General features: G+C 60.5%; 12 protein-coding genes and 1 pseudogene. 5 read left to right on the forward strand and 8 right to left on the reverse strand.

The features are described from left to right. The first annotated feature begins 180 nt into the window (after positions 1-180). Both B3N48_RS26485 and B3N48_RS26490 read left to right on the forward strand, forming a co-directional pair. A complete protein-coding gene (locus B3N48_RS26485; protein ID WP_296188766.1) occupies positions 181-1,278 on the forward strand; it encodes an alpha/beta hydrolase in 1,098 nt (365 codons plus the stop codon). Positions 1,279-1,442: 164 nt separating this feature from the next. Beyond that, positions 1,443-2,186, forward strand: coding sequence for a DUF72 domain-containing protein (locus tag B3N48_RS26490; protein WP_296188767.1), 744 nt, complete (start codon positions 1,443-1,445; stop codon positions 2,184-2,186). A 76-nt stretch (positions 2,187-2,262) separates the two neighbouring features. On the opposite strand, the gene B3N48_RS26495 is transcribed toward B3N48_RS26490, so the two are convergent. Further along, the gene (locus B3N48_RS26495; RefSeq protein WP_296188768.1) at positions 2,263-2,778 is read right to left on the reverse strand and encodes a DUF4142 domain-containing protein; all 516 of its coding nucleotides are present in this window, start codon (positions 2,776-2,778) and stop codon (positions 2,263-2,265) included. A gap of 115 nt (positions 2,779-2,893) precedes the next feature. On the opposite strand from B3N48_RS26495, the pseudogene B3N48_RS26500 reads away from it, so the two are divergent. Together B3N48_RS26500 and B3N48_RS26505 are read left to right on the forward strand one after the other, a co-directional pair. Further along, positions 2,894-3,258 (forward strand): annotated as a pseudogene (locus tag B3N48_RS26500) (DUF892 family protein). 232 nt (positions 3,259-3,490) lie between these two features. After that, the gene (locus B3N48_RS26505; RefSeq protein WP_296188769.1) at positions 3,491-4,393 is read left to right on the forward strand and encodes a manganese catalase family protein; all 903 of its coding nucleotides are present in this window, start codon (positions 3,491-3,493) and stop codon (positions 4,391-4,393) included. Between the two features lie 325 nt (positions 4,394-4,718). Here B3N48_RS26505 and B3N48_RS26510 read toward each other — a convergent pair whose 3' ends face one another. The 3 genes from B3N48_RS26510 to B3N48_RS26520 are packed head-to-tail and all read right to left on the reverse strand — an operon-like array spanning position 4,719 to position 7,395. Beyond that, positions 4,719-5,018: an RcnB family protein gene (locus B3N48_RS26510; protein ID WP_296188771.1), complete on the reverse strand. Its 300-nt coding sequence runs from the start codon at positions 5,016-5,018 to the stop codon at positions 4,719-4,721. Positions 5,019-5,050: 32 nt separating this feature from the next. Beyond that, complete coding sequence (locus tag B3N48_RS26515) at positions 5,051-6,034, reverse strand: class I SAM-dependent methyltransferase (RefSeq protein ID WP_296188773.1); 984 nt, start codon at positions 6,032-6,034, stop codon at positions 5,051-5,053. Further along, positions 6,031-7,395, reverse strand: coding sequence for an iron-containing redox enzyme family protein (locus tag B3N48_RS26520; protein ID WP_296188775.1), 1,365 nt, complete (start codon positions 7,393-7,395; stop codon positions 6,031-6,033). Before B3N48_RS26520 ends, B3N48_RS26515 begins: the two co-directional genes overlap by 4 nt. 311 nt (positions 7,396-7,706) lie before the next feature. Here B3N48_RS26520 and dusA point away from each other — a divergent pair, with 311 nt between their 5' ends. Continuing rightward, positions 7,707-8,687: a tRNA dihydrouridine(20/20a) synthase DusA gene (dusA, locus tag B3N48_RS26525; RefSeq protein ID WP_296188841.1), complete on the forward strand. Its 981-nt coding sequence runs from the start codon at positions 7,707-7,709 to the stop codon at positions 8,685-8,687. 70 nt (positions 8,688-8,757) lie between these two features. Here the strand turns inward: dusA and B3N48_RS26530 are convergent, their stop codons facing one another. From B3N48_RS26530 to xylG, 4 genes are all read right to left on the reverse strand, one after another. Beyond that, positions 8,758-9,975 (reverse strand): type II toxin-antitoxin system HipA family toxin, encoded by a 1,218-nt coding sequence (locus B3N48_RS26530; protein WP_296188776.1) that lies wholly within the window; start codon positions 9,973-9,975, stop codon positions 8,758-8,760. Further along, on the reverse strand, positions 9,975-10,241 hold the full coding sequence (locus tag B3N48_RS26535) for a hypothetical protein (protein ID WP_296188778.1): 267 nt from the start codon (positions 10,239-10,241) through the stop codon (positions 9,975-9,977). The genes B3N48_RS26530 and B3N48_RS26535 overlap by 1 nt, the downstream gene beginning before the upstream one ends. 191 nt (positions 10,242-10,432) lie before the next feature. Then, positions 10,433-11,569 (reverse strand): sugar ABC transporter permease, encoded by a 1,137-nt coding sequence (locus tag B3N48_RS26540; protein ID WP_296188780.1) that lies wholly within the window; start codon positions 11,567-11,569, stop codon positions 10,433-10,435. Beyond that, complete coding sequence (gene xylG / locus B3N48_RS26545) at positions 11,566-13,140, reverse strand: D-xylose ABC transporter ATP-binding protein (protein WP_296188781.1); 1,575 nt, start codon at positions 13,138-13,140, stop codon at positions 11,566-11,568. Before xylG ends, B3N48_RS26540 begins: the two co-directional genes overlap by 4 nt. Positions 13,141-13,285 lie beyond the last annotated feature (145 nt).

Raw genomic sequence — 13,285 nt, forward strand, 5'->3', positions numbered from 1 at the left:
GTGAAAGTCCACCGCTCGTCTGACCCACGTACGAATGTTTGAGCGAATGGCGGTGGCTTCGGACAGATATCTCGTAAGCGGGCGAACACATGGGGTCGCCCGCAGAGCCAATCCCTGTCTACTTTCCGAGCAGCCTCAGTGCTGCAATGCCAGGGGCCACGCAATGACGAGGATTCACGAATGAGAACAACGCAGCGTAAATGGCTATGGACACTGTCGGCATTGAGCGTGGTGATAGCGCTCCACGGATGCGCCCGCGACCCTGATAAACACTCGGTTTCCGAGCTCGCGGTGAGCGGCACCAAGAGTATGCTGCGCACTGATTCAGACATGCAGAAAGTGCTGAACAAATTCGCCAGTTTCGATGCCAAGGCCGTGGAAAAGGTCACCCCGGCAGAAGCCCGCTTGCAGCCCACCATGGCCGACGCGGTCAAGGGCGTGTTGGCTGATCAGAAGCGCGACAGCTCGCCCGAAACCCTGGTTCCTGGCGTGACCACCCGCGACATCAGTATTCCCGGCGCTGGCGGTGCGATGCCTGCGACCGTGTATACCCCGGCAGGCACCGGGCCGTTCCCGGTGGTGCTGTATTTCCATGGCGGCGGATGGGTATTCGCCGATCGCAAGGTGTATGACGGCGGCGCTCGCGGTCTGGCCAAACAGGCCAATGCTGTGGTGATTTCGGTGGATTATCGCCTCGCCCCTGAAAACAAATTTCCGGCCGCCCACGATGACGCGCTGGCTGCGTATCGCTGGCTGACGACCCACGCGACGACCGTTAATGGCGATCCGAAACGGTTGGCGCTGGCAGGTGAAAGCGCAGGCGGCAACCTGGCCGTTGCGACGGCAGTCGCGGCTCATAAAGCAGGGCTCACCGCGCCGAAACATGTATTGTCGGTGTATCCGGTCGCGCAGTCGAATACCGACACTGAGTCCTACCTGAAATACGCGGATGCCATGCCGCTCAATCGCCCGATGATGCTCTGGTTCATTTCGCAAGTGACCACCAGCGCCGTTCAGGCGAAAGACCCGCGGATCGATCTGGTCCACGCAGATTTGAAGGGGCTGCCGCCGGTGACCGTGATTAACGCCGAAATCGACCCGTTGCGCGATGACGGTGCGCAGCTCGAGCAAACACTGCGCAGCGCCGGTGTCAGTGTCGAGCGCAAGGTGTATCCGGGCGTGACTCACGAGTTCTTCGGCACCGCGGCAGTGGTCGAAAAAGCCCAAGAGGCCCAGGCTTACGCGGGCGAGCGCCTTCGTAGCGACCTGTCCAAATAAGCTGCCTTTGCACGTTTGCTGAACTCAACGAAGCCACGCCTCATGCGTGGCTTCGTTGGTTTTGATTGCGGGATGGCAAACGCCAACATCCTGCCGGAGGCCACGATGCATCACCTTGCCATTTATAGCGGACCTGTCGAGCATGCCATGGATAAGGCACGCCCATGAGTCAGTCGCGACAGTACATCGGCTGTGCAGGCTGGAAGCTGGCTCGCGAATATGGAGCGGCATTCGATAGCGAAGGAAGTCACCTTCAACGCTATGCGTCACGTTTGAACGCCGTGGAAATCAACAGCTCGTTCTATCGCCCCCATCGGCCCGCCACTTATGCCAAATGGGCGGCGTCAGTGGCGGACGATTTTCGCTTTTCGGTGAAGGTCCCGAAGGTCATTACTCATGAGCATCGGCTGCGCGACTGCTCTCAGTTGCTGGACGCCTTTTTGTCCGAGTGCACGGCCCTGGGCAGCAAGCTCGGGTGCCTGCTGGTTCAGCTGCCGCCTTCATTCGCGTTCGATCCCGCGCTGGTCCGCGACTTTTTTCAGCAGGTGAAGGCCCGCTACACGGGGCCTTTGGTCATCGAACCCCGTCACGAATCCTGGGTGCAGGCCGATGCGCTATTGATTGATCATCACGTGGCGCGCGTCGCTGTCGACCCGTCCCGTATCACGGGCGACGACGCACCCCATGGTTGGCCTGGCATTCGCTACTGGCGTTTGCACGGAACGCCCCGGATCTACTACAGCGCTTACGAAAGCGCGTGGCTTGAGCGATTGGCGGAAAAATTGACAGAGGGGGAGCGCGAGGTGCCCACGTGGTGCATATTCGACAACACGGCCCGAGACGCAGCGTTGGGCAATGCGCTCTACACACAAGGGTTGTTGCAGGGAATTGTCGCTGAAGGCGAGTAATGCCGAACGGCATGGTTCGGCAGAACGCCGCCCGACGAATCGGGCAGCGTAGACTTACGACCGCTGAAGGGTCAGCTTAGTTGGCAGCGTCGCCGCCATGGGCCTTGGCCAACGCCTGGGCGTGTTGAAGATGGGTCTTGAGTTTGGGCAGCGTTTCAGCTGCGAACGCCTTGAGATCAGCATCCTTGCCTTGCGAGGCTTCTTTCTCGAACAGCGCGATGGTCGCTTCGTGCGCCTTCACCTGATTGTTCGCGTAAGCCTGGTCGAACGACTTGGCACTGCGCAGCTCAAGGATCATCGACTTGGCTTTGTCCATCAGCATGGCACTGTCCGATACATCGAGTTTCTTGGCATCGGCGATGGATTTGAGCTTGGCGTTCGCAGCGGTGTGGTCCTTGACCATCATCTCGGCGAAGCTTTTCACATCGGCCGCGCTGCCTTTCTCCTGCGCCAGCTTGCCAGCCTCGACTTCAGCAACGCCTTTGGCGGACGCATCTTCGACGAAATCATCGTTGTCCTGCGCCGCAAACGCGCCTTGTGTACTAAGTGCAACTAACAGCGTCAACGCAGACACTTTAATGAGATTAGCCATGGTGTAGACCTCTACTTTCCTTGATAGGCGATAGTGCCCATAAGGCTGAGAGTTCGTTCAGTTTGACTTGGTTCAGCCTAAATGCGCGATGGACATTAAATAAAACCAACGATGATTGCCTGTCGGTTATACCGCAGACTGGACGAACACCTTTTTCATTCACGGACTGCCGGACGTTTACAGCGCAGAAAAACAAATTACTAAGGCATTGCCTCGGCTGGCGCGGGCGTTGACAAATTCCAAACTGGCCGAAGCGTTCACGGCCCATCTTGGGGAAGCTCCGGGCAGATCGACCGGATCGACCAACTGGTCAAGCAGGTGGGTTTGAAGCTCGCTGAAACCTTGGCCGAAGAAAAAGGCGCGGAGGAAAAGCTGCCCGCCATTGCGGAACAAGGCGGCAATTGGCGGCAACATGGGTCAAGAAATAAGTATGATGGCAAAACACTATCCGCCATCAGACTTATTGATGATGCGCAATAAGCGTCTCTTCAAACGGATAGTTTTTAATTACCGCTGGGTTCAATTGACGCTGGCATTATTTGCTGAAGACCGTTGATCCGTAATAGTGCCGAGCTTCTGAATTAACCCTGCCGCGTTTTCTCTGATTTCTGTGCACTTCGCTTTACTGTTTTATTTGCGCGTATCACCGTGAGCGGCAAATGTCTTGCTGACATGCCTTGCTGCCAATTAGTCCTATTAAAGGAATACCCCTATGTTCTTGCATAACAAACGACTTCAATACACCGTGCGTGTCGCTGAACCTAACCCAGGTCTCGCCAACTTGCTGCTTGAGCAATTTGGCGGCGCACAGGGTGAACTGGCGGCGGCCGCCCGTTATTTCACCCAAGCACTGGCTGAAGAAGATCCAGGTCGCAAGGATTTGCTGCTCGACATCGCTACCGAAGAGCTGAGCCACCTCGAAATCATCGGCTCGATCATCGTGATGTTGAACAAGGGCGGCAAAGGCAAACTCGCCGAAGGCGTGCAGGCCGAGGGTGAGTTGTATCGTGAGATCAATGGCGCCGGTAACGATTCCCACATCACCAGCCTGCTGTACGGCGGTGGTGCGCCACTGGTGAACTCGGCAGGCGTGCCGTGGACTGCGGCGTACATCGACACCATCGGTGAGCCGACAGCCGATTTCCGTTCGAACATCGCCGCCGAAGCGCGGGCGAAGATCGTGTACGAACGCCTGATCAACGTGACCACCGACCCAGGCATCAAAGAAGCGTTGGGCTTTTTGATGACGCGGGAAATCGCTCACCAGTTGTCGTTCGAGAAAGCATTGCACTCGATCCAGCCAAACTTCCCGCAGGGCAAATTGCCGGGCATGCCGGAATTCAGCCGTACCTACTTCAGCATGTCCAACGGCGAGCCGAACGTTCGTGGGCCGTGGAACAGCGACGCTGAATTCGAATACGTTGAGAACCCACATCCTGCGGTAGACGGTGGTGATGGCATGGCGACTGTCGAACTGAGCGAAGAGGATGCCGTCACGCTGACCATGCTCAAGGAACGGACCAAATCCAACCTGGCGGCCGATCCGGTCACCGGCGCAGACCTTGGCTCAGGCTTGGCGCAGGGTGAAGATCCCGATCTGAAACCTTCGCTGTAAAACCCTGCAGGCCACGGCGGATTCACGCTGTGGCCACCTTTTTGATTTCACTGTTCTGAACAGGATGACGTCATGGCCCCGACACCCGAAAACGCATCTGCACGACTCCCCCGTCTTGATGACCTGGTGAGCCGTGAATTTGGCAAGTGTGCACGACGCTTCGATGCGCAGGCGATTGCCTGCACACGGGGTTTGCACACTTCGCTGTTCATTCAGCGCTTCAAACAGGGCTTGCTTGGCCGGCCGTAGCCCGAGCCGAGTGTTTTTAGCCCGTGCATGCACGGGCTTTTTTTATGTGAAGGAAAGGGTTTGACCGCGACCTGTCTTACTTGTTGACCATCTCTTTGACGGTGCCCGTCGGGATGCTGACCAGCGCATACTTTCCGCCAATCTCCACCCATTGCTCGTTCTTCTCAGGCGCTTTCAGGTGCCTGCTTTTCCAGTCTTTGAGGGAGAGGCTGCTGCGTTGGTATTCATCGGGGACGACGTCCCCTGCCTTGATTTCCTGCACACCTGCGCCCGGTCGGTCGACTTTTACACTCGGCCCGTCAGCAGCATTTACGTAACTGGACAGTGCGCACAGCGCCGCGAGTGACAGTGCAGCAAGGGTCGGCTTTTGCATCATGGAAAGGTCTCCTGTCGATATCCACATGAAAGTCAGTTCAGGCGTGTGACGGTCAGCACCACCGCCGCAATGCGTTCTGCCTCTTTATAGGTGTCCGTTTCCAGTTCTTCGCCGAAGACGTCGGGGTCCATTTCGCGATAAGACCAAGCCAGGTCAGCGCGCTCGATCAAGCCATGCGCCTGTTGCAGAAACAGGTCCACACCGCCCACCGAGGGCGCGCCGGTGTACAGCAATACGCTGCCGCCCGGTGCTAGCCGGTCGATGGCCTGGGCCAGAATCCGTACGGACAGCTCAGAGCCAAGCTGATCCCCGCCGTGGCGGTAGGCACGCTGCTGGGTGTCCTGCATGTAGGGCGGGTTGGCAACGATCAGGTCGAATTCCCCTGTGGTGCTGGCCAGAATGTCGCTGTGCCAGGCCGAGACGTTCTCGGTCCCGGCCAGCGACGCATTCACCGCCGTGAAGCGCAGGGCGGTCGGGTTGATGTCCACAGCGAGCACGTTGGCGTGACGTCGCGCCTTCGCAATCAGGATCGCGCCGACGCCACTGCCACAGCCGATGTCCACGGCGGTACGAATGGTATGCGTTGACGTGCTCAAGTGAGCCTCGATGGCTTGGGCAAATCGGTAGGTGTCGGGGCCGAAAAATACTGAGTCGTGGGCCACGGTGGGGAAGCTCGAGTGGACGAACAGCGCGTCATCGAGGCTAGACCAGCGCACGTCACTGACCCACATCCCGGCGCGGGCGCGAATCACGCCGCTGTCGAGCAAGGCTTCAAGGGTGTCGGGCGGCAACAGGCCATTTTCGAAAGGTCGGCTCCAGCCAAAAATACCCCGCAGGTCCTGGGCCACGCGGTTCTCTTCCCGCTGGTTCACCCGCTGATGCGAAAGAGGCGTGACGGTGACGAAGCGATAATCCTCCGCTTGCAGGTACTGACCCAATTGGAGGAGGGCAAGGTCATGGCTTTCGTCCATGTCGGAGGCGTTTTGCGGCAGGTCGAGTGCTCCAGGAACGGTCATCGGGTCAGGCCTCCGTGGGAAAGTTGCCGGGCGAATGCCAGGGTAGCCGCAAGGCCTTCGGGTGTCGGATGCGCCTCAGGCGCGATCAGCGGAATCAGCTCGTCCAGCGGTCGAGGCGGGGTGCGACGGGGCAGCGATGGGCTCGAAGCCTGAGCGGGGGTACGCCGAAAGCGCGCGCGGAACGGGCTGTTGCGCTCGACCGCCTGGTCTGCGCGCCAGTCGCCGGCAATCCAGTCGTTGAGCAACTGCATTTCATAGCCGCTGAACACCCCGAACATCACCGCGCCGGGGCCGTCGATCAGTTGCCAGAAACGGCTATGGCTCGGGTCTTCGTGGCGTTTGATCCAGCCGCGGTTTTCCAGCGAGGTGAGAAATGCCCGGCTCTGCCCCGGCGTTGCCAGCCATTCATTGACCGTGCGGCCTTCGAGCTTGCAGTAGTCCGAATGCATGTGCTGGCCAAAGGTGCTCTTGGCTTCCAGCATCGCGACGACTTCGTTTTCCAGATCGAACGAGGCGATGACGCCGGTCGAATTTCGGCCCAAGTCATTGAGCAGGTAGCCATGACGCAGACGCTCCAGAAAGGTCGTGCGGGACTCGTCAGTGGGCATCAGGTCCATGACCGCCTTCACTGCCTTGTGGGCATGGCCGGTGCTGGCATTGTCGATGGTCACGTGCAAGGTGAAATAGTACGGATCAATGCCCAGTTCATTGAGCTCGAACGCCGTGATCAGCAAGTGCAACGGCAACTGCTCATAGCCGAGGTTGTAGCCGAGCACTTCCGGCAGATACTCATCGGACAGCCTGCCGAGGGCGAGCTGTAGAGCGCCCTGCAGGTACAGCTCGTCGTCGAGGTGCGCGGTAGGGGCGCAATCGTGTTCTTCCAGCAGCGTGCGATAGAGCAGCACATGGTTCAGCGCCGGGTCGCCATCGCCCAGCTCTTCGAGGTAGGTGCGAATCAGCCCGTGGTAACGCCAGTCGTCCGCGTGCCGGACGCTGCCGTACAGCCAGGCCCCGTCCACCAGCTTGCTCGGCGCGACATGCTGCAAGAAATGCAAGGCGTGGGCCTTGGTGCTGAAGAAAGCCCGAGATTCGCCTGCATGCCGGCTTTCCAGGTAGGCCCGGTAGCGTTCGGCAACGGACTGGCAGTTGCGGGTCACCCACGCAGTGAAGTCAGCAGGGTCGGCCGGCAGGCCTGACGGCAACGGCTTCACCAGGCCTAACTGTTGGTCCAGAAACCGCCGGGCGGCCTCGGCACTGTCGGCGGTCGGGGCGCGAAGCAGCCGACCATAGAGCGATTTCACGTCGCTGAGTGGGGGCTGTGCGGTGGCAGAGGCGTGCGATAAACGCTGTAAGGCTGTCATGGAAGACCTGCTGACTTTTCTTGATATGTAAGTCAGAGAGGGCGCTCGCGGGATAATTCAAAAGGCTTTACAAGCGTTCGATGGCTGGTGATGGGCGGAGGGATCGTTCGTCGGGGCGCAGGGGCCGGTTCCCGCCTTCAGCGGTTTTTGCCCAGCGATGATCGCCAGGAACCATTACAATGCCCGCCACCGAGTGCGGCCCTGTTCAGATCCTGAATCACCCGCCGCACGCCAACACCCTTTGCATACCGCGTGCGCAGGCCTGCCACGCCTGAAGGCTGAAATTGAATCGCTCCGACGACCACCCTCTATTGAATCAAGGTATTCCCTCCATAACATTCAGCGTCGCGCCGATGATGGACTGGACGGATCGCCATTGCCGGTATTTCCTGCGCCTGCTGTCGAAGCACGCGCTGCTGTACACCGAAATGGTCACCACCGGCGCGCTGCTGCACGGCGACAGTGAGCGCTTCCTGCGCCACGACCAGACCGAGCATCCCCTGGCCTTGCAACTGGGCGGCAGTCACCCGGCGGACCTGGCCGCCTGCGCGCGTCTGGCTGAGGCGGCGGGGTATGACGAGGTCAACCTCAACGTCGGCTGCCCGAGCGACCGGGTGCAGAACAACCTGATCGGCGCGGTGTTGATGGGCCATCCGCAGTTGGTCGCCGACTGCGTGAAGGCCATGCGCGACGCCGTGTCGATTCCCGTGACCGTTAAGCATCGCATCGGCATCAACGGCCGGGACAGCTATGAGCAGCTCTGTGAGTTCGTCGGCATCGTGCGTGACGCGGGATGCACCCGCTTCACCGTGCACGCCCGTATCGCCATCCTCGAAGGCCTGTCGCCCAAGGAAAACCGCGAGATTCCGCCGTTGCGCTACGACATCGCGGCGCAGTTGAAGCAGGATTTCCCCGACCTCGAGTTCATCCTCAACGGCGGCATCAAGACCCTTGAGCAATGCCGCGAGCATTTGCAGACGTTCGACGGGGTCATGCTGGGCCGCGAGGCGTATCACAATCCCTATCTGCTGGCTGAGGTCGATCGCGCGCTGTTTGGCAGCCATGCGCCACAAGTCTCCCGCGCCGAGGCCTTGGCGCAATTACGCCCTTACGTCGAAGCCCACTTGCGCGACGGCGGTTCGATGCACCACATCACCCGTCACGTGCTGGGTCTGGGCACCGGTTTTCCTGGCGCACGCAAGTTTCGTCAGCTGCTGTCAGTGGACATTCACAAGACCGACGACCCGTTGGGCTTGCTGGACAAGGCAGGGGAATTGCTCGACGGGCGTTGAATCGGGAAGGCAGGGGCGTCGCTCGCGCCCGCCCATCATCGGACCTGCGCTCACCCTTCGGCCACGCGCCTTAGCCCAGAATGAACGCCGACGTCGTGGCTGCTTGGGCCAGCCGTAAATCTTCGCCCTGAAGAAAGTCCGCGTAGTGATCCTTGAGCGCGTCAGCCCAGCTGGCCACTTCTTCAAGGGTGTGTTCGGCTTCAGCCAGGGTCAGCGCAAAATGCTCGTGCTGGCTCAACAGATTGGCGCGAGAGATGCGGGGGCCATCGATGCCGACCGACATCGACAGCTGGCGCGCGGGCCCCTCATCAAGCAGCGGCAGTACGTCAAACATCGGTGACAGCCGCCACATGCCCTCGGTATAGAGGATGGCGTGGTTGCGCGGATGATCGTCGGCATTGCCCACCAGCGCGTTGTACACCATGCGCGTAAACAGCTCACGGCGATCGTCGTCCGGCACGTTTCTGCGGTACAGCTCGTCGGCCAAGCGTGCGTAGGATCGCGCGCGCATATCGACGATGTGCCAGTCGGTGTCCAGCAGTGTCAGGCCGCTGAGCATCGGCGTGCGCCGGAACCGGCCGTTGGCGTACACCCGGTCGAAGCGCTCCACCAACAGCGTTTTGCCTTTCTGATCCCGATAGAGCGAGGTGTTGGCCACGCGCAGGCCTTTTTTAGCGGCAAAGGTCATGCAGGCGTGTTCCAGGGGCGGCAGGTCGAATTGATCGAAGCGGTCCCGTGGCTTGGCGAGAATCAGCTTTCGCTCGCCGAGAAAGGTTCTTTTCGGCCGCGCACCCCCGACCGATGAGCGTTGATCGCGAATCCCCAGTTGCTTCACCGCTTCCTCGCTCAGGTCCCGGTCGTAGATCACTTCGCAAGCCTCGATGAACGCGTCCAGCCCGGAAAGGCGAGGCAGGGGCTTCTGGCCGATTCCGGCAGGCGGCCGGGTTTCGCGCCCGGTCATGAGGTTGCCGGTTCGGTCGCTGTTGGGCGAGCCGAGCAGCAGGTCGAACCGGGTCACCGGATCGCGCTGCAGGCGTTGCAGGATGCGTTCGCCCCAACCGTCGGGAATCGCGTCGTCGATGAAACCGGGAACGCCCCGGTTTCGGGTGACGGTATACACCCGGTCGGAGAGAGGAAAGCGGATCGGGTCAGGCACCCACACCTTGGCTTCCAGAGCTGAGGGGGAATAAATGAATTCGCCGGGTTTTCCGCTGTTCAGGGTCAATCGGCCCAAGGTCGATACCTCGCCCGTGGCCGGATCTTCCATGTAGATATAAGCGTTAGGCATCAGAAATCCTCAGCCTTGGCCCGGCGCACGCGAGCGCGGCGTCCGGTCGTGTCTTCCTTCAGGGCCAACACCGATATCGACGTCTCGTCGGCCGGTCGAAACACCTGATCCATCAGGCCCAGATTCCAGAGCACCAGCATCCAGGCGCCGACATTGACCGAGGGATCGCCTTTTTCAATACGACGAAGGACCTTCTCCGGCACGCCCAGACGGCTTACCACATCAAGCTGGCGAATGTTTTGTGCCAGGCGGTTGGCTTTGATCAATAAGCCGATTCGCTGGAGTGTCGCGCTGCAATCAACGGGAAAGAAGCTCATCATAAACGGCCTATTTGAGCGGCTTATCACAGATAAACGGCCATATATGGCCGTTTAGTAGAGGCGGAGTTTAGGTTAAACCGCCTCTTCTGTCTGCTTATGAACGATAAGCGGCTCACATGAGCGCTTTAAAAATGAACTCAGCGTCTGCCAGTGCGCGTGCTGACGTCGACCCACACGGCCAGCACCAGAATGCTGCCCTTGACGATCATCTGCCAATAGCTGTCGACATCGAGCATCGACATGCCGTTGTCGAGGCTGGTGATCACCAGCGCGCCGAGCAACGCGCCATAGACCGTGCCCGACCCGCCGCGCATGGAAGTCCCGCCAATGAAGCACGCGGCGATGGCGTCGAGTTCGCCCATGTTACCGGCCGAGGGGGATCCCGCCGCCAGCCGCGCGGTGTTGACCAGGCCGGCGAGGGCGCACATCACGCCCATGATGCCGAAGATCCACAGCTTCACGGCCTGCACGTTGATGCCGGACAGGCGCGTGGCTTCCATGTTGCTGCCCACCGAGTAGATCCGGCGACCGAACACGGTCTGGCTGGTGATGTAGCTGAACACGCCAAGCAGCACCAACAGCAGTAAGACCGGCACCGGAATGCCGTCGTAGCTGTTGAGGGTGTAGACAAAACCGGCGAGCACCGCGCCGATGGCGATCACCCGCAACACATCGCGCAGCAAGGCGTGGGCTGCCAGGCCATGCAAGGCGCGATTGCGACGCTGGCGCCAGGTCAGGAACAGCGTCAGGGCAAACAGCAGCACGCCCAATATCACGCCCACCAGCGGCGGCAGATACCCCTGGCCGACGTACACCAGTTGCGGCGACACTGGGGCGATGGTGGTGCCACCGGTGATGCCCAGCAGAATCCCGCGAAACGCCAACATGCCACCGAGCCCGACAATGAACGAAGGGATGCGCAGGTAGGCGGTCATGCAGCCGTTGGCCAGGCCGATCGCCAGACCGCACAGCGCGACGACGCCAAGGTTCACGATCAGCGGCACGTGATAGACCACGTCGAGGATCGCCGCCATGCCGCCGAGTAGCCCCAGCAACGAGCCGACCGACAGGTCGATTTCGCCGCTGATGATCACCAGCACCATGCCGCACGCCAGAATCCCGGTGATGGACATCTGCCGCAGCAGGTTGGAGAGGTTGCGCGGCGTGAGAAAACCGCCCTCGGTCTGCCAACTGAAGAACAGCCAGATCACCGCGATGGCGATGACCAGGGCGAGCATTTTGTAGCGAGTGAACAGGTGTTTGAGCTGATTCATGTACGCGTTTCTCTCACCGCTTGGGGCTGATCGTTTGGGTTATCGCGGCCCGCAGGGCGCAGGGCGGCGGCCAGTACTTGCTCCTGGGTCAGGCCTTGATTGATGAAGTCGCCGCGCAGCTGGCCTTCGCCGATCACCAGCACGCGGTCCGACACCCCCAGGACTTCGGCCAGCTCCGACGACACCATGATGATCGACACACCGTTGGCCGCCAGCGCGCCCATCAGTTTGTAGATCTCGTACTTGGCGCCGACATCGACACCGCGCGTGGGCTCGTCGAGGATCAGGACGCGCGGCTGGGTCAGCAGCATCTTGGCCAGCACGGCCTTTTGCTGATTGCCGCCGGAGAGGCTGGTGATCGGCAGAAACGGGCTCGCGGTCTTGAGGTGCATGCGCGCGATTTCCTTGTCGATGCTGCCCAGTTCCGCTTCGGCGTCGATGCGGGTCAGGTGGGCGAAGCTGTCGAGCACGGCAAGGGTGATGTTCTGGCCCACGCCGAGGTCGGGAATGATGCCTTGGCGTTTGCGGTCTTCGGGGACCATGCACAGTCCGGCGCGAATCGACTTGAGCGGCGTGCGCGTGTCGATGGGTTTGCCGTCCAGCCAGACCTCGGCCTCGTAGCGACCGGGGTAAGCGCCGAACAGCGCTGACACCAGTTCGGTCCTGCCCGCGCCGACCAGGCCCGCCACGCCGAGGATTTCTCCGCGCTTGAGGCTGAAGGAGATGTTGTCCACCCGTTTGCGTTTGGGGTTGTCGACGTCGTAGCAGGTGACGTGGCGCGCTTCGAAGATCACTTGGCCGATGTCGTGGGGCTCGGTAGGGTAGAGGTTGCTCATCTCGCGGCCGACCATTTGCGTGATGATCTTCGCGATATCCATATCGGCCATGGCCGTGGTGGCGATGTGTTTGCCGTCGCGGATCACCGAAATGGTGTCGCAGACGGCGGCCACTTCATCGAGCTTGTGGGAGATGTAGACGCAGGCCACACCCTTGGCTTTGAGGTCGCGAATGATGTCCAGCAGCACCTCGATTTCCGAGCGGGTCAGGGCCGAGGAGGGCTCATCGAGGATCAGCAGGCGGGCTTGCTTGTTCAGCGCCTTGGCGATTTCCACCAGTTGCTGATGCCCGCCGCCGTATTGCGACACCGGCAGCGAGACGTTCATGTCCGGCACTTTGAGTTCGCGCATCAACGCTTCGGCGCGGTGGATCATCGCCGGGTAATTCATGCGCCCACCGGGCAGCGTCAGTTCGTGACCCATGAAGATGTTTTCCGCCACCGAAAGATCGGGGACGAGGGTCAATTCCTGATGAATGATGACGATCCCGGCAGCCTCGGTTTCGCTGATGGACTGCGCCTTCAGGGGCTGGCCGTCCCAGACAATCTCGCCTTCCCAGGTGCCGTAGGGGTAGACCGCCGACAGCACCTTCATCAGCGTCGATTTGCCTGCACCGTTCTCACCGCACAGGCCGACGCATTCGCCGGGACGCACCTTGATATCGATGCCATTGAGGGCTTTGACACCGCCAAAGGTTTTGACGATGCCGTTCATTTGCAACAGGTAGTCGAACATGGCGGGTATTCCAGGGCAGGCCGGATCTCCGGTGTAGGAGCGTGGCGTGTTCCGCGAACGGCGGTGCAGCAGTCGTGAATTCAACAGGCACGGTGTGTCAGGCACACCGTAGCTACAGGACTGACGACGGGTACCCCGCCGTTCG

The organism is Pseudomonas sp. UBA1879 (assembly GCF_002338065.1).
GTDB lineage: Bacteria > Pseudomonadota > Gammaproteobacteria > Pseudomonadales > Pseudomonadaceae > Aquipseudomonas.